This is a genomic window from Marivirga salinae, from assembly GCF_030503855.1.
GTDB lineage: Bacteria > Bacteroidota > Bacteroidia > Cytophagales > Cyclobacteriaceae > Marivirga > Marivirga salinarum.
In genome coordinates this window covers 284,886-301,213 of sequence record NZ_CP129971.1, presented here as the reverse complement: position 1 = coordinate 301,213, position 16,328 = coordinate 284,886, and the positions used below count along the sequence as shown (strand labels likewise).

Here is a 16,328-nt window from a genome sequence, read left to right as displayed (position 1 = left end):
AGAATTAGTAACTCAAAATCGTAAGGAAAACCATTCCAATCAGGGCTAAAATTGCATAGAGTGGTAGCATAAATTTGAGGTATTTTTCATAGCCAATTTTCACCAATCCTAAAGATGCTAAAACCAATCCAGTTGGGCTGATGCTATTGAATAAACCATTTCCTAGTTGATAGGCATTTACAATTACTTCACGACCGATATTCACATTGTCAGCAAGCGGAGAAAGGATTGGCATCGTCAGTACTGCCATTCCAGAACTCGATGGAATGAAAAAAGTTAAGCCTTGATAAATGAAGAAAAGCACATTCACGAATACTCCTTTATTCATACCGGTTGTAAATTCACTGGCATAGAATAGAATGCTATCGCTGATCAATCCATCGGTCATAAGGATGGTAATGCCTCTTGCCAGTCCAATGATGAAAGCAACACCAAGCAAATCGCCAGCACCTTGAATAAAGGAATTAATAAAGGCACTTTCTTTCATTTTGGCTATAAAGCCGATCACAATAGAACCTGCAAAAAATACAGTAGTCATTTCTACAAACCACCAATCCCATTGTGATACTCCCATTATCATGATAACAAAACAAGCTGTGAAAATCATTAGAATTGCACGTAATCTCAAAGTAAGCGGTATGTCATTACCTTTACTTGCTTCATTTATGTAAGTTAAAGATTTTGTAGAACTGGCATCTACTAATGATTTTTCAGGGTTTCTTTTTACTTTCCTTGCATAAATTAGGATATAAGCAATGGTCACGGCCATACAAACCACATAAATAATCACTCTTCCTTCAAGGCCACTCGTCCAGCTAATGCCGGCTGCATCTGATGCAATGATGGTGGCAAATGGATTTACCGTGCTGCACATTACGCCTATGGCCGAACCGAGAAAAATACTGGCGAGCCCCACCATAGAATCATAGCCTGCTGCTATGAAAATGGGTATCAATATGGGATAAAAAGCTAAAGTTTCTTCAGCTAATCCAAATGTACTTCCTCCCAATGAAATTAATAAAGTGGTGAAAATGATTAATAAAAATTCCCTGCCTTTTAATGCTTTCGATAGCCAGCTCATTCCTGCATTGAATGCTCCTGTAACATTCATGATCCCTATCATTCCCCCAATGATTAAAACCAAAAAAATAATATCAGCTGCTTCTATAATACCTTTTATGGGTGCAGACAAAAATTCAATTACTCCTTGAGGCTGGGAGGGTAGTTGCTGATAAGTATTGGGAATACTGATGGGTTTATAGATTGCCCCGCTCGTAAATTTCTCCAGCGGTATTTTGATGTTTAATTGCTCTAAACTAGCTTGAGTTGCGGGTAAATTATAACTAGAATCTTGGTTTTGGATGCTAAACTGATCTGTGGTTGATTCATAACTTAGCGAATTATAGCTACCAGCTGGAATTAGCCAAGTTAAAATAGTTACTAAAGCTGCAATGATTAAAAGAATACTTTGTGCCGCAGGAAATTTCATGTGTATTTTATTGTTATTAGTTTACCACAACTTGTCCCGTATTTATCGGGATGGAATCTTTGATTATAAATTCATCTTCGGTTGGTGTAAAATTCGAAGCTGAATTTTTAATGTCGATTTCATGAATATTGAATTGATGAAGGCACAAATATAAGAGTATTCATAATAATTCAACCCTTAGTATTTATTATTCGATTTCGCTTAGTTATGCTTTCCTTAAAATCTTATCAATCTTCTTACCTTTAGCTAATTCATCCACTATCTTATCAAGATAACGAACTTTTTGGGTTAGCTTATTTTCAATTTCCTCCACTCTGTAGCCGCAAATTATCCCAGTAATCAGCTTAGCGTTAGGATTTAAATTAGCTCTTTGAAAGAATTCCTCAAAAGTAACTTTCTCATCAATGAGTTTTTGCTGCATCTTTTCATCAAAACCGGTTAACCACTCAATGACTTGATGCAATTCTGCTTTTGTTCTGCCTTTTTTCTCCACTTTTGTGACATAATGTGGATATACTGAGGCAAAGGTCATTTGAGCCATTCGTTCATCGTGTTTGGGCGTGGTTTTCATGTGGTATTTTCCTAAGAATGAAATTAAAATACTAAGTTGATCTCACTTCCTCTAAGTTATAAAATTCAGCCCGTTTTTGTTACGCTCTTTTGTAAAAATTAAGATTGTCAGATCGCTTGTCTTTTAAATCTATTATCTGATTTTTTTCACAAACTTTTCAAAAGTTTTATTACTATTGTTTAATACAGGACCATGCCCGAAACAAATGATTTTTGGATTTAACTCAGACAGTTTTATTAAAGAATTAATGTTTTCTAGTTTGTCAGAAGTAAATAAATTAGGGGGTAGGTGCAAACCTTTTATAGTAGTCAATAAATTCATATTGGTAGCTACATCACCCATTATTAAAACACCATCTTTTTCTCTGAAAAAAGAAATATGCCCAGAAGAATGACCAGGCGTTTCGATAACTCTGAAATTCCCTACGGAGTCCTCATTTTTTAATGTTTTAGATACTTTATGACCTGATCCTGCCCAATATTTTTGTTGGAAACGGGCAATAACATTAGTGTTTGAAGGATAATCTTTGGTTGCGAAACCTGATTCTGTTCTTGAAACTTCCTTTTCATGGCAGTATAAGGGTACTTTAAATTCTTGACAGATTATGTCACTACAACCTTGATGATCAGGGTGGGCATGGGTTAAGGCATGACTATGAATGGGGACTTCATTCACACATTTATTAATCCTTTTATAGGAAGCTTTTATTCCTGAGTCAATTAGTACTCCTTCAATTATGTAACAGTTTATACTGTTTCTAGGCATTAAGGGAATGTGGTAAACATCCTGAGCGATTTTTTGCATTTTATCTTTTTTGCAAATCTACCGCTGCTTTTAGGCTACAAAAAGGACATTTGTCCTATGATGCTGAAAGAAGAGTATCTTTTCTAACTCTGCTTAGCGTCCTATGTGTAACACCTAAATAAGAGGCAAGATAACCGATTTGTGCCCTTTTTATTATTTCAGGTGAGTTATAATGCACATGAAGATATTTTTCTTTCGCTGATTTATTATTAAGGTTTCTGAGATGTTTTTCTTTTTCAATATATTCTTGTTCCATCACCCAAGTTAAAATGGATCTCCAGGATGGGAATTTTTCTAACAGTTCATGAAACTGGTTGTAACTGATTACTAATAAATCGCAATCCTCAATAGCTTGAATATTGATTTTTGAAGCTTTTTTCTGGCTAAAGCTTTCATAGGAAGTAATAAACTGATTTTCAAATTTGAAACAAGTCGTATTTTCTTCTCCATCTAGTTGAATAGAAAAATTTCTTACACCCCCTTTTAAAATATACCCTATTTGATTGCATATGCTTCCCTCAGTCACAAAATAGTCACCTTTTTTAAGTCTAGTGTTTTCAAATAAAGAAATGGAATAATCAATTTCATGTTTACCCAATATATTAAGCCGAGTTAAAAAATCAGTCATTTTAGTAATTTGCTAATTCAATTTATGCATTAAATCTAATAATAGTGAGGAATAAAAACAGATTAATTATTTAAATTGAGTTGAAAATCATATGATTTATCTACATCCTCATATTTGTACTTGATTACTTTTGGAAAGGAATACCAAAGCAACTTTTTTATAGCTAGTTGCGACCGGACTTCCTCTTTACTTTTCTTTGAAAGCTTCTCGGAAGAAAAATTTCCATCACAAATTTTGGAGTATCTGTTGAGTTTTGCGATTATTCCAATGCTCATTATATGCAGAGAAAATAACAACTCATCTTTTTTCTTTTGATCAAAAGGAGTTTCCTTGATCAGAGAAAAGGCAATTGTTTTTTGTTTGTCAAGGTCTCTAGCAATCGTTTCAAGATCCGATCTTGTGCTGGCAAAAGTACGCAGACCTTTTTTTAAATCTTTATAAAGATCTTGTGCGTCATTACAATATTGAATATATCCACCTAATTCGTATAGAGCCTTTTTTTCAATTTCAGTTATTTCTCCGGTTACTAACGAACGAATATATAATAAAGAATATCCACATTTATTCTTACATATTTCATCCACTTCCTGTTGAGTAATGGAGGGATTAAATTGTTGTTTACTTTTCAATTGAGCATCAAATATTAATTCATAATATTGAATTACTCTTGCTTTTACCTCTAGCTCAAGTGAGTTTATGAAACTATGATAAAAGAGTGCATATAATTTCTCAACTACATCGGTATATTGATCTTCCGTTTTTGGATTTTTGAATTCCTTAATCTTTTCTGCTTTCATCTCAACATCATCGATAATGAAATCACACATTGCTCCCAAAGCGCCACTTAGTAAGTAGGCTCGTTTTTGCTGCGATGTGGAAGTTCGACCTGATATTTCATTAAATTTTTCGCAAGCGTAAAGACACTCAGCCATATACCATTGTAGCTTCAATTTAAAGTTCGAAGGGATGTTTTGAGCAGTCTCTAGGTCAAAAGAGTCCGTCAAATTATTTATAATAGCTTTTGCTTCACGATGATAGCGTGAATTTACATTGTTGAACTTTCTAAGATCTGAAACCGATTTTATCAAACGAAATATCAAGTTTACATTTTTCAATTTCTATAATTTATTTAGGATGTTAAGTATAGAATTAGTGTAAAATTCACCTTGTTGATTTAAGGTATTCGAAGTAATATACTTTAAACTTACTGCGAATTTCTTAAAGATACTGAAAAGTCAATTATTTCGACATAAAGCAATCAATTCTGTGACTTATTCAAATTTAAATAGGTCTGGGATTTATACAAGTATCTGCAAAAAATGTGTAAGAGATAATGCCTCCAGTCTAAATATATTTGTCAACAGGTATAAAGTAAATTTAGTAATTCTAAAAAAACATAAGATGGATTTAAAAAATAAAGTAGTACTTATAACAGGAGCTTCTAGCGGGATAGGAGAAGCAACAGCAATGAAATTGGCTAAAGAAGGTGCTTCTGTAGTATTGTGTGCACGGAGTGAAGATAAATTGAATCAATTAAAAGATAAAATTGAGAAGGATGGTGGCAAGGCATTAGTGGTAAAAACCGATGTCACAAAGCCTGCTGATTTTGAAAAAGCTGTTTCTCAAACTCTGAAAAAATACGGATCTATTGATGTATTGATCAATAATGCGGGTTTGATGCCTTTGTCTTTTGTAGAAAAACTCAAAACCGATGAGTGGGAAAAGATGGTCGATGTCAATATTAAAGGTGTACTCAATGGAGTGGCTGCTGTATTGCCTACCATGCGCAAGAATAAAAGTGGTCACATTATCAATATGTCGTCTTCGGCAGCGCACAATTACTTTCCAGGCGGGGCAGTGTATTGTGCCACTAAGGTCGCAGTAAAAATGTTTTCCGAAGGTTTAAGAAAAGAGTTATCTCCTCAGTATGGTATAAACGTGACATCCATAGAGCCAGGTGCGGTAGATACAAGCTTGTTTGAAGGCATTACTGACGATGATATTAAAGAAAAACTGAAAGGAATGAAGGAAATGACCAAAATGGAAGCTGAGGATATCGCAAATTCTATATTCTATGCGTTAAATCAGCCTGACCGAGTAAATATTAACGATGTATATCTGATGCCAACGGAACAAGGATAATTAGTATGAACCTTAAAACATAAAAAAATGAGTGAAGTAGGAACCAAAGAAGCAATAGAGACCACCAACCCATCAACAGGCAGGAGTCTCGACCACTATGAATACATGACCAAGGAAGAGGTGATAGAGTCCATTTCAAAATGCCACCAAGCCTTCAAAACTTGGAAGGAAGTCACTCCTGAAAAACGTGCTGAAGTGATAAAAGCGATAGGTATAGAATTAGTCAATGCTAAAGAAGAATTGGCTCAATTGATGACTGATGAGATGGGGAAGACCCTAAAGCAAAGTAGACAAGAGGTAGATTTATGTGCTGCCATTTGCAAATATACTGCTGAAATCGGACCTAAGGAGCTGAAAACAGAAGAGCGGGATATGGTAAATGGGGAAAGAGGTCGCGTATCTTATGCGCCTGTTGGTGTGATATATGGTATACAGCCTTGGAATTATCCTAGCTATCAAGTGGTCCGATATTCAATAGCCAATCTGATGGCAGGTAACTCGGTATTATTAAAGCATGCTTCAAATGTGACAGGTACAGGTAAGTTATTGGAGCGAATTTATTCAAAAGCAGGTATTCCAGCCGGTTTGTTTACTACCTTGGTGATCAGTCATGATCAATCTGATGAGGTAATAAAAAATAAACTGGTAAGAGGAGTAACGCTTACAGGAAGTCCTGAGGCAGGAAGAAATATAGGGCAGAAAGCGACCGCTGAGTTGAAAAAAACGGTTTTGGAATTGGGTAGCAATGATGCTTATCTGGTTTTTGAAGATGCTGATATTGATTTAGCAGTAAAAGCTTGTGTAATGGGGCGTATTTACAACAATGGAGAAACATGCATAGCTGCAAAACGCTTCATAGTAGTTGAAAAAGTGTATGAAGAATTTCGAGAGAAATTTGTGAAATCAATGAGAGAAGTAAACATGGGTGACCCTAATAATGAAACTACCGAATTAGGACCAATGGCACGCGAAGATCTTCGTGATGATATCCATGAGCAAGTCTTGAAAAGTGTCGAGAGGGGAGCTGAAATAGCTTGTGGTGGCAAAATGCCTGACGGAGAAGGATTTTATTATCCTGCTACCGTTTTGGAAAATGTACAGCCTGGACAGCCAGCTTACGAAGATGAGTTTTTTGGACCTGTAGCTTCATTAATTAAAGCCAAGGATAATGAAGATGCCATGCGAATCGCAAATGATAGCCATTTCGGACTAGGTGGAGGGATTTTCTCCAAAGATGAAGAAGCTGCTATCGAAATGGCAGAAAGGCACTTTGATACTGGAATGGTATTTATCAATTCCTTCGGTTTAGCCGATCCTGCAATGCCATTTGGTGGGGTAAAAAATTCGGGTTATGGCCGAGAACACGGTGGATTCGGATTAAAAGAATTTGTAAACATTAAAAGTGTTATGAAAAGGTAATATGGTTTTATAATAGCTTGTTGCTGAGGTAGTTTATTTTTCTTACATAGAAATGGTCTCAATTCTACACCTTACAAAAACCTTCTTGTTTTACCTGATCAAATTTTATATAAATATCCACCAACCATTCTTTAAATAGTTGGTGGATATTAAAATGGTATGCTGCGTATCTTCTCTTTAGAGTTGATCCACTAATGTTGATAATGGATCATCTTGTGATTTTAAGCCTAATATAATCAATATTTAATTAAGCCATATTAGACTAAAAATACATTTCTATTTGAAGGTTAGTTCGTTTTTTGACTCTAGTTTTTAGTTAGGATTAAAATTTCCTGGGCATTTAACACCCTATTATAAATTCTTACCTCGTCTATAGCACCATTGAATGGGGCACAGGGTCCGGTTGAACAATGCCCAATGCCAATATGGAATGGATTCTCAGATTCCTGAAAACCACCGCAATTAACTATGCCCTGCTCGAAATCTTTTTGATCATTTCTGACTCCATCTATATAAAGTTTAAAGCCAGAAGGATTGAAAGTACCATCCCAAGTACCTACAACATGATACCATTGATTAGCTACTATTTTTCCGGATGCCGTTTTTCTCCCATCATAATCATTTCCGTTCGTTGCATAGAAAATAGTAAGCTCTTGATCTTCACTTACTCCAAAAACGAATCCTATTCGCTCTAGACAATTTCCTTCAATACCCGTCCCGTTGTAATTGGAAATAATTCTTACCGTACTTCCCACTTCAGAAATATTAATCCAAGCAGAAAAAGAAGTGCCTTGACTAAGATTTTCATCAATTTGATTCGATGTTTCTATGTAATCGTTCAAACCATCGAAACTGAAAGCTTGATTTGCTTGTTGATATCTATCGCTAGTGGCTGAGGCGCCATTAATTGAACCATTAAATTGATTGTCACTTTCGTCTTCTGCATTGCCAGAGAATGGATAATATGCTATTAAGCCATTGGTTGGTAAAACAACTACTGTTTTTGTTGCTGTTCTTCCCTCTGGCTGAAATTCTGAACTTACTTTAAGTGAAACTTTATATACTCCATATGAATCATATGAAACTGTTGGATTCGATTCTGTTGAACTTGCTGGATTTCCACCTTCAAAAGTCCATTCTAAATTGGATGATGAACCTGTAGACAAATCAGTAAACTGAATTTGATTGCCTTGATTAATTATGGAGTCATTAAGATCAAATTTGGCATTTAAAGATTCTACTACAGTAATAAAACTGGACTTTATTTCTGTATCACTTACACTTTCATTGGAAGCAACTAATTTAATATCATAAACTCCAGATGTCTCGAAAATCACAGTGGGGTTTTGATCTGTTGATGTGTTAATATTTTCACTTCCAAAATCCCATTCCCAAGCAGAAGGATTGTTTGTTGATAGATCCGTAAATGTTACCGCTTTTCCTTCCAGAATGGTAAGATCTGAGGCTGAAAAATTAGCGTTTATTTGTGGTAAACTTTCTTCTTCTGGTTTACATGAACTAAATAATAAAACTATGAATGAGAGGTAGGGGATGTATTTAATCATTATTGAAGTGTTTTTAAAAATTAATAAAAGTAAGTAATGTGGATGGATAAAAATTAACTTCCTTCCATAAATCGAAGTAAAACTAATGCTTTTTTAATCTTATTAAAGAATAGGTGAACAGTTCTATTGATATTTTCCAATATATTTAATCATTATCAAATGATTAATATCATAATCTACTGTAAGATTATATATATGAAGTCTAGATAATTAAGTGGTAGGAGTAGTTTTATTTAGATATCTGAAAAAATGACATAATATTGGATAAATTAGAAAGGAGCAGTTTATTTTCATTGTTATGAATATGGGTACTTTTGATTTTGAGAATGCTAAAGTGGTGAAGATTTCACATTTGTCAATTACTAAAAGCAAGTCAAAAAAAAATAGGATACTACCTATTCTTAAAAGCTATATTTCCCATCCCTACATCAAGTAAAAACTCTAAACTTTCTTCTGGATTGTCAATATAGGCTTGATTTCCGAAGATATTATGACCTATTTTTTCAAAATTTTCAGCCATTCTAATATTACAAAGAGGAGAGTTATTTATTCTGATAATTACGGGGATTTCTTTTGGTGGAAGCAGTATATTGAGGTTTCCTGCTCCAACTGAAGCTGTTACCCTACTGTTCATTTTCCAATCTGAGCCGCAATCAATGGAGATCGTGCCAAAGCCTACTTCTGCAATAATTTCTTTAGCCAAAGCATAATTCAAATCTTTCACTTCAATATTGCCAAAATTAACTTTCACAAAGAAAGTATCCATGGCAATGCTATTCATGATAGCCTCATTATAGGTGAGTTTTACATCTGCACTAGCGGACTTGATTTTTAGTCTATCAACTGCTAGTCTGCTTAAATCTACATTTGCTTCACCCATTAAAAAACTCAAATTCAAATCAAAAGCTTGATGTTCCGATAAATTAATTTGCCATATATCATGAATCTGTTCTGAAGAAGAGAAGAAGTTACTAGCGACTGATTCAGTAAAATTTAAGCCCATATGGCTTTTGCAGGTGAGTTCTGCATCCACTTTTTGTGTATTTTGTAGCTTCTCAATTTTAAAGGAGCTAGCTGCCACATCATTTTCGCTAGCACCTAATATTAATATTGGCTCATCAGTATCTACTGCATTTAAAAACGATTTTCCTGCTTTGGTTGAAACTTTTAGTTCAATTTTATCTATTCCTTTCGATTCCTTAAGCTCAAAATGCTTATGTAATTCTTGTCCAACTACTGTTGAGGCAAGAAAAGAAAGGGATGTGAAAAGTAATATATTCTGTAAAGCCTTAGCCATAATGGGACTTTTACGGAGCGCTTGTTCAATAGGTTGTTGCTTAAATAAAAAAACCACTACTCTTTTTAGAATAGTGGTTTAAATTAATGTTAAAGTCAGATTGCGCAAGCGTCCGCTTGTGCATTATTAAGGATGAGGGCTTAATTAAAAAACTCTTTCACTCGATCAAAAAATCCTTTGTCAGCTTTTGTAGGACTAGGTTTGAAGTTTTCTGATGCTCTCATGCTTTCCAGCATTTCTTTTTCGTTATCAGTCACTTTCTTTGGAGTCCATACATTCACATGAATTAACTGATCTCCTCTGCCATATCCATTTACATCACCAACTCCTTTGCCTCTTAATCTTAATATTTTACCTGATTGAGTACCTGTTTCGATTTTGATTTTCACTTTTCCGTCTATGGTCGGAACTTCAACGGTAGTGCCTAAAACGGCATCCACAAAGTTTACATAAAGGTCATAAATAATATTATTACCATCACGCTTCAATACATCATGTTCGATTTCTTCAATCAGGATGATTAAATCTCCTGCTGCTCCACCCATAGGAGCTTCATTCCCTTTGCCTGACATGGATAATTGCATGCCATCCGTTACGCCTGCAGGAATTTTCACACTGATTACTTCCTCTTTTGATTGAAGACCAGTGTTGTCTACATGAGGTGGTTTTTTATCAATAAATTTACCGGATCCATGGCAAGTAGGGCATGTGCTTGCGGAGACCATTTGCCCCAGCATAGTATTAGTAACTCGTCTCACCTGACCAGAACCGCCACAAGTTTCGCAAGATTTGTAGGTCACTCCATCTGCTGAAACTAATCGGTTTACTTTGATTTTCTTCTCAGCACCGTGAGCTACTTCTTTTAAATCTAGTTTAAGTTTAATTCGAAGGTTAGAACCTCTTCTGCCTCGGCTTCTACGACCTCCACCGCCTCCACCAAAGAAGCTTTCGAAACCGCCACCTCCGCCACCACCGAAGATGTCGCCAAATTGAGAGAAGATATCATCCATGTTCATACCTCCGCCACCAAAGCCGCCTGCTCCGCCTTTCATGCCTTCATGACCAAATTGATCATAGCGTTGACGTTTTTGCGGGTCACGCAATACTTCGTAAGCCTCTGCCGCTTCTTTAAATTTATCTTCTGCCTCTGGATTGTCAGGATTTTTATCAGGGTGAAACTTGATGGCTACTTTTCGGTAAGCCTTCTTTATTTCTGCTTCCGAAGCACCTTTGCTAACACCTAGTATATCGTAATAATCTCTTTTAGCCATCTTATCTATATTCTAATATTTAAAAAGATATTTTTTTGATTTGATATTGTTGATCAAGCCCAATAGCTATCGGGAACAAAAAACATCTTGTATAATTGCCTATTTAAGGTTATTTATTCTCCTATAACTACTTTTGCGAAACGAATTACCTTATCATTCAATAAGTATCCCTTTTCTACAACATCTACTACTTTCCCTTTCAACTTCTCATCAGGAGCAGGTATTTTGGTAATAGCTTCATGAATTTCAGGATCAAATTCGATTCCTGGCTCATTATCCATTGCTTTTAGTCCTTTATTGCTTAGGGTCTTCTCAAATTTATTTTTGATTAAAGAAAAGCCTTCTTTCAATCCGTCATTTTCAGATTGATCTTCAAAAGATTTTTCAGCTCTTTCGAAATCGTCCATAACGGGTAAAAGGTCTGAAATAACTTCTTCAGAAGCTGTTTTCACTAATTCCAATCGTTCTTTGGCATTTCTTCTTCTGAAGTTTTCAAATTCAGAATAGAGTCTTAAGAATTTATCTTTTGACTCTGCCAGTTCTATCTCTAATTTCTCGAAATCTGACAATTCTTCATCTTTAGCCTGCGCTTCTGCTTCAGCAGTTTTTTCTTCCTCAGATCTATTGTCCTGAGTTTCTTCTTCAGGATTTTGCTCGTCTTTTATATCTTCCGCAGTTTCTGCTTCTTTATTCAAATCTTTTTCGTCTAATTCTTCTTTAGCCATAACTATATTATGTTATTCTATTCTAATTTCAGCATAGTTGAACAAGGAGTTTGCCAAATGGTAGTTCACTGACAAGATGACATTTAAGGTTTAAGCTCTTTTTAATATCTATTTACTTTTTCAAAGTTGATTTTGGTTTAAAAAAATCTATTGTGTTCTGTGGTTTCTATTGTGGATAAAATTTAGATGGATGTATTTTTTCTCACGAAATAGGCAATAGAACATAAAAAGTAATTTCCAATAGCTAGTAGAAAGGATAAAAAGAAAAGACCTAAAAGTTCAACTTAGTAGCATTAATGAAGCTTTAAGTGATTGTTGTATAATGATAAAACTGAAAGATTGATAGGCTTTATTAAGAATTTATAGCTTTCCATATCATGTCTTTAAGCTCGTTAATATTGTATTGAGTTAAAGATGAAATGAAAACATGCTCTAAATCTTTTGGTAATTCTTTTTTGAGTTCTTGCATTAATTCCTCATCCATCAAATCCGATTTAGTGATGGCTAGCAATCTATTTTTGTCCAATAATTCAGGATTGTATTCTTTCAGCTCATTGATTAAAATCTGATATTCCTTTTTGACGTCCTTGCTGTCGGCAGGAATCATAAAAAGTAAAATGGAGTTTCGTTCGATATGTCGTAAAAAGCGGGTTCCCAAACCTTTCCCTGCTGCTGCACCTTCAATTATTCCAGGGATATCCGCCATCACAAACGACTTGTGATCACGATAAGGAATTACTCCCAAGTTTGGAGTTAAGGTAGTAAAAGCATAATCTGCTATTTCAGGCTTAGCTGCTGAAACTACAGAAAGTAAAGTGCTTTTTCCGGCATTCGGGAAACCTACTAAACCAACATCAGCTAATAATTTCAGTTCTAGAATGATCCACTCTTCTTTGCCATCTTCACCTGGCTGAGCATAGCGTGGAGTTTGATTTGTAGCCGTTTTGAAATTAGCATTACCTAATCCACCTCTTCCTCCTTCCGTTAAGATTCTTTCTTCACCTTCTTCCGTTATTTCAAATCTGATTTCACCTGTTTCAGCGTCTTTGGCAACTGTTCCCAATGGAACTTCTAGAATAATGTCTTTGCCATCAGCACCTGAACTTCTGGCACCACCACCATTGGCACCGCCATCGGCTATTACGTGCTTTTTATATTTCAAATGAAGTAAAGTCCAAAGTTGGGTGCTCCCTTTTAAAATAATATTGCCACCCCGGCCGCCATTTCCACCATCGGGCCCGCCTTTGGGTACGTGCTTTTCTCTACGCATAGAAACAGCACCTGCACCTCCTTTACCGGAGCGAGAGCAAAATTTAACATAATCAATAAAATTGGGATTGGCCATGGGACTAAATATTAAGGCGCAAATTTAGTTTAATTTAAGCAGGAAATAAAAAAGCCGACCTAATTTGAATAGGTCGGCTTCAGTAAAATTGGATAAATTTTATTTTAATTTATCAATTTCATTTGAAATTTTACTAAAAATCTCATCTATAGTTCCTACTCCATGGATTTTAACGTATTTACCTTCACCATCATAATAGTTGGCAACTGGTAAAGTTTCTTCTTGATAAACCTTAATTCTATTTTCTATTTTGGCTTCATCCTGATCATCCGTTCTACCAGAAGTCTTTCCTCTTTCTTTAATTCGTTTTTTTAATTCCTCTTCAGGAACATCCAACGCAATCATTCCGGCAATTTTTTCGCCTTTTTCTTTCAATAAAGTATCCAAAGCTTTTGCCTGCGGAACTGTTCTTGGAAAGCCATCAAATATATAACCACTGCTGCTGGATTGGGTCTCTTTGATTTTTTCGTCTACCATACCAATCACCACTTCATCAGGTACCAAATTCCCCTCATCCATGTATTTCTGAGCTAGTTTTCCTAAATCTGTTCCTTCTCCTAAATGCTTCCGAAATAAATCGCCAGTAGCAATATGAGTTAATTTATATTTATCGATTATTTTTTCGCTTTGTGTGCCTTTTCCCGCTCCGGGAGGGCCAAATAATATAATATTCAACATGATTGTAATTTAAATAGAGCCTATTAGGCAATTACTCCAATAAAATTTATAACTGTTTTATAACCAGTACCTAACAATAAAATTTCTTGAAATTAATTGTTGGTTTTGGTATAAATGAAAATCAAATATAAAAGATTTATGTTTAAAATTGTTACATTTATCTTAATTGATAGATTTCCTTAAGTTCTCTTCCCCATCCTTCATAATCTAGTCCGTATCCCACAACGAATTTATTAGGAATTTCAAAACCTACAAAATCAGGCTTGTCGGCTTTTTCTTGGGCATCAGGTTTATGCAATAAAGTGGCTACTTTAATGGATTTCGTACCTAAATCTTTAAAGGCATTCATCAGATGCTCTAAAGTAGTGCCTGTATCAACTATATCTTCTAAAATTAAAATATCTCTTCCAAATACGTTCTCTTTCAGCCCCAATATCTCCCGAACTTTTCCTGTAGTTTTTAAAGCTTCATATGATGCTACTCGAATAAAAGTTACCTCCACAGCAGTATCAATTGTCCGTATTAAATCAGCTGTAAACATAAAAGAACCATTTAGCACACTTACCAAGAGTGGTTTTTCATCTTTATAAGACTTACTGATTTCGGTTCCAAGCTCCTTTATTCTGCTGTTGATTTCTTCAGCTGATATGTATGGAATAAATTCCTTATCTATAATCTTGATCATTTTTATAATTCACTCATTAAGAATTTGTACATAGCCACCATAGCCTCAATATCTTTTTTATGGACCTTTTCATCTGGAGAATGGACATTATCTTCTGGTGCCCCAATGAAACACCAGTCGATAGGGTAGGGGGAATCTTGTAATTCTCTACCGTCACTTCCTCCGCTTGCTTCTACTTCCAGTTGATAAGGAATTCCTGAATTATCCGCCATATTTTGAATCATTTGAACAAATGATTGTCTAGGGACATTACGGTCTCTCATTGAAATGGCTACTCCTTTTCCATGTTTAACTCCCTCAGTTACCCAAGTGATGTCTGAAATTAAGGCTTGGTGAATACCATATTGCTCAACCATAAATTTTGCCAAAAAGGGCACTGTTCCACCTCCGTGTTCTTCATAAGCAGAAAAAACGATCATGCCGTTTTCTAAGGTTTCTGCTAGTTTAAGACAATTGAAAACACCTAATCTGTTATCTAAATAGCATGATTGGATGTGTTCTTCAGTTTCTCTAAAATCACATTCAAAAGTTAGGCTAGCTCCTCTATCGATTCCTCTTCCAAATTTATAAAAGGTTTGATTTTCTTCATTCAGTTCTAAATCGCATGCGATAGGACCCAATGAATCCTCTCCTTTTAATTTATAACCATTTTTAGCTTCCGGCCCACCGATTGGTATAAGTTGATTTTCATAACGAACAGTAAAACCTACCGAATCCATATGAGCAAAAACTGCTGTTGTTGGTTCTCCAAAAACCAGTACAAGACAATCTTGGAAATCCTCACCGTGATGAAGCTTTGGTTGTACTTTCCAATCGGATTGATTTTTCTTAATATAGTTGAGCAGGAAGTTTTTCACCATATATTCTTCTCCTGAAGGAGCATGAATACTGCATAGTTGCTGTAGTAGTTTGTAATCTATCATTGGTGCAAAGTTAAAATCTTTTAAGAGTAGAATTGAACTTCTGAACCGGATATTTCCATTTTTTAATTTTTTTCTTAAAAAATAAAATTATATTTAGGTTTTGACTCCAAATAATGTCAACCTACTACCATAAATGTATATTTTAAATAAAGAAAATAGCATTGCAAACCATTTTTTAGCGGAATTGAGAGAAATCGATATTCAAAAAGATCGCTATAGGTTCAGGAGAAACCTTGAGAGGATAGCTGAATTATTAGCTTATGAAATCTCAAAATCTCTTTACTATCAAAATAGAGATATTCAAACACCTCTAGAAAAGACATCTGTTGCCTTAATGCATGATTTCCCTGTTTTAGTGAGTGTTTTAAGAGCAGGATTACCATTTCATCAAGGGTTTCTTAATATATTCGATCATTCAGATTCGGGCTTTATAGGAGCTTATAGGAAACACACAGACGAAACTAATTTCACTATTGAAATGGGTTATGAAGCGCTACCTCCATTGGAAGGTAGAACTTTAATTTTGGCTGATCCAATGTTAGCTACTGGTCAATCATTAATCAAAGCTATTGAACATATAAGGCAAATTGCTAAACCTGAATTAATTATCATTGCAGCAGCCATAGGCACACCGGAAGGGGTACAGTTTATAAATGATAATCTCACAGGAAATTATGACATATATTTAGGTTCCTTAGATAGAGAGCTTGATGAAAATGCTTATATTTTACCAGGGTTAGGCGATGCCGGAGATTTAAGCTACGGACAAAAACACACTCGTTAATT

Annotated in this window: 16 protein-coding genes; 3 read left to right on the top strand and 13 right to left on the bottom strand. The window is 35.1% G+C overall.

All coding sequences use genetic code 11. The features are described from left to right. Positions 1-4: 4 nt before the first annotated feature. From QYS49_RS01240 to QYS49_RS01220, 5 genes are all read right to left on the bottom strand, one after another. Entirely contained in the window at positions 5-1,489 is a 1,485-nt protein-coding gene (locus tag QYS49_RS01240; RefSeq protein WP_308349808.1) for a YfcC family protein, read from the bottom strand. Positions 1,490-1,694: 205 nt separating this feature from the next. Further along, positions 1,695-2,060, bottom strand: a complete 366-nt coding sequence (locus QYS49_RS01235; RefSeq protein ID WP_308349807.1) for a DUF2200 domain-containing protein — start codon at positions 2,058-2,060, stop codon at positions 1,695-1,697. Between the two features lie 132 nt (positions 2,061-2,192). After that, entirely contained in the window at positions 2,193-2,864 is a 672-nt protein-coding gene (locus QYS49_RS01230) for an MBL fold metallo-hydrolase (protein ID WP_308349806.1), read from the bottom strand. A 55-nt stretch (positions 2,865-2,919) separates the two neighbouring features. After that, positions 2,920-3,492, bottom strand: coding sequence for a Crp/Fnr family transcriptional regulator (locus QYS49_RS01225; RefSeq protein ID WP_308349805.1), 573 nt, complete (start codon positions 3,490-3,492; stop codon positions 2,920-2,922). Positions 3,493-3,554: 62 nt separating this feature from the next. Beyond that, positions 3,555-4,607, bottom strand: a complete 1,053-nt coding sequence (locus QYS49_RS01220; protein WP_308349804.1) for a hypothetical protein — start codon at positions 4,605-4,607, stop codon at positions 3,555-3,557. Between the two features lie 286 nt (positions 4,608-4,893). Here QYS49_RS01220 and QYS49_RS01215 point away from each other — a divergent pair, with 286 nt between their 5' ends. Both QYS49_RS01215 and QYS49_RS01210 read left to right on the top strand, forming a co-directional pair. Further along, the gene (locus QYS49_RS01215) at positions 4,894-5,634 is read left to right on the top strand and encodes an SDR family oxidoreductase (protein ID WP_308349803.1); all 741 of its coding nucleotides are present in this window, start codon (positions 4,894-4,896) and stop codon (positions 5,632-5,634) included. A 27-nt stretch (positions 5,635-5,661) separates the two neighbouring features. Beyond that, the gene (locus tag QYS49_RS01210) at positions 5,662-7,053 is read left to right on the top strand and encodes an NAD-dependent succinate-semialdehyde dehydrogenase (RefSeq protein ID WP_308349802.1); all 1,392 of its coding nucleotides are present in this window, start codon (positions 5,662-5,664) and stop codon (positions 7,051-7,053) included. A 305-nt stretch (positions 7,054-7,358) separates the two neighbouring features. Here the strand turns inward: QYS49_RS01210 and QYS49_RS01205 are convergent, their stop codons facing one another. The 8 genes from QYS49_RS01205 to QYS49_RS01170 all read right to left on the bottom strand — a co-directional run bounded on the left by QYS49_RS01205 (position 7,359) and on the right by QYS49_RS01170 (position 15,542). Further along, positions 7,359-8,618, bottom strand: a complete 1,260-nt coding sequence (locus QYS49_RS01205) for a LamG-like jellyroll fold domain-containing protein (RefSeq protein ID WP_308349801.1) — start codon at positions 8,616-8,618, stop codon at positions 7,359-7,361. 391 nt (positions 8,619-9,009) lie between these two features. After that, on the bottom strand, positions 9,010-9,915 hold the full coding sequence (locus QYS49_RS01200; RefSeq protein WP_308349800.1) for a toast rack family protein: 906 nt from the start codon (positions 9,913-9,915) through the stop codon (positions 9,010-9,012). Between the two features lie 140 nt (positions 9,916-10,055). Beyond that, positions 10,056-11,186 (bottom strand): molecular chaperone DnaJ, encoded by a 1,131-nt coding sequence (gene dnaJ, locus QYS49_RS01195; protein ID WP_308349799.1) that lies wholly within the window; start codon positions 11,184-11,186, stop codon positions 10,056-10,058. Between the two features lie 113 nt (positions 11,187-11,299). After that, the gene (locus QYS49_RS01190) at positions 11,300-11,911 is read right to left on the bottom strand and encodes a nucleotide exchange factor GrpE (RefSeq protein ID WP_308349798.1); all 612 of its coding nucleotides are present in this window, start codon (positions 11,909-11,911) and stop codon (positions 11,300-11,302) included. A gap of 352 nt (positions 11,912-12,263) precedes the next feature. Next, complete coding sequence (gene obgE / locus QYS49_RS01185; protein WP_308349797.1) at positions 12,264-13,256, bottom strand: GTPase ObgE; 993 nt, start codon at positions 13,254-13,256, stop codon at positions 12,264-12,266. 99 nt (positions 13,257-13,355) lie between these two features. Continuing rightward, complete coding sequence (locus QYS49_RS01180) at positions 13,356-13,934, bottom strand: adenylate kinase (protein WP_308349796.1); 579 nt, start codon at positions 13,932-13,934, stop codon at positions 13,356-13,358. A 157-nt stretch (positions 13,935-14,091) separates the two neighbouring features. Next, positions 14,092-14,619: a hypoxanthine phosphoribosyltransferase gene (hpt, locus tag QYS49_RS01175; protein ID WP_308349795.1), complete on the bottom strand. Its 528-nt coding sequence runs from the start codon at positions 14,617-14,619 to the stop codon at positions 14,092-14,094. Positions 14,620-14,621: 2 nt separating this feature from the next. Then, complete coding sequence (locus QYS49_RS01170; protein ID WP_308349794.1) at positions 14,622-15,542, bottom strand: M20/M25/M40 family metallo-hydrolase; 921 nt, start codon at positions 15,540-15,542, stop codon at positions 14,622-14,624. A 133-nt stretch (positions 15,543-15,675) separates the two neighbouring features. Here QYS49_RS01170 and upp point away from each other — a divergent pair, with 133 nt between their 5' ends. Then, positions 15,676-16,326 (top strand): uracil phosphoribosyltransferase, encoded by a 651-nt coding sequence (gene upp / locus QYS49_RS01165; protein WP_308349793.1) that lies wholly within the window; start codon positions 15,676-15,678, stop codon positions 16,324-16,326. Positions 16,327-16,328 lie beyond the last annotated feature (2 nt).

Bases quoted from the DNA above. Each gene is read 5' to 3' on its own strand.
- QYS49_RS01215 (WP_308349803.1), top strand. From the start codon at position 4,894: ATGGATTTAAAAAATAAAGTAGTACTTATAACAGGAGCTTCTAGCGGG.
- QYS49_RS01190 (WP_308349798.1), bottom strand. From the start codon at position 11,911: ATGGCTAAAGAAGAATTAGACGAAAAAGATTTGAATAAAGAAGCAGAA.
- QYS49_RS01170 (WP_308349794.1), bottom strand. From the start codon at position 15,542: ATGATAGATTACAAACTACTACAGCAACTATGCAGTATTCATGCTCCT.
- QYS49_RS01230 (WP_308349806.1), bottom strand. From the start codon at position 2,864: ATGCAAAAAATCGCTCAGGATGTTTACCACATTCCCTTAATGCCTAGA.
- QYS49_RS01205 (WP_308349801.1), bottom strand. From the start codon at position 8,618: ATGATTAAATACATCCCCTACCTCTCATTCATAGTTTTATTATTTAGT.
- obgE (WP_308349797.1), bottom strand. From the start codon at position 13,256: ATGGCCAATCCCAATTTTATTGATTATGTTAAATTTTGCTCTCGCTCC.
- QYS49_RS01210 (WP_308349802.1), top strand. From the start codon at position 5,662: ATGAGTGAAGTAGGAACCAAAGAAGCAATAGAGACCACCAACCCATCA.
- QYS49_RS01235 (WP_308349807.1), bottom strand. From the start codon at position 2,060: ATGAAAACCACGCCCAAACACGATGAACGAATGGCTCAAATGACCTTT.
- QYS49_RS01180 (WP_308349796.1), bottom strand. From the start codon at position 13,934: ATGTTGAATATTATATTATTTGGCCCTCCCGGAGCGGGAAAAGGCACA.
- hpt (WP_308349795.1), bottom strand. From the start codon at position 14,619: ATGATCAAGATTATAGATAAGGAATTTATTCCATACATATCAGCTGAA.
- QYS49_RS01200 (WP_308349800.1), bottom strand. From the start codon at position 9,915: ATGGCTAAGGCTTTACAGAATATATTACTTTTCACATCCCTTTCTTTT.
- upp (WP_308349793.1), top strand. From the start codon at position 15,676: ATGTATATTTTAAATAAAGAAAATAGCATTGCAAACCATTTTTTAGCG.
- dnaJ (WP_308349799.1), bottom strand. From the start codon at position 11,186: ATGGCTAAAAGAGATTATTACGATATACTAGGTGTTAGCAAAGGTGCT.
- QYS49_RS01240 (WP_308349808.1), bottom strand. From the start codon at position 1,489: ATGAAATTTCCTGCGGCACAAAGTATTCTTTTAATCATTGCAGCTTTA.
- QYS49_RS01225 (WP_308349805.1), bottom strand. From the start codon at position 3,492: ATGACTGATTTTTTAACTCGGCTTAATATATTGGGTAAACATGAAATT.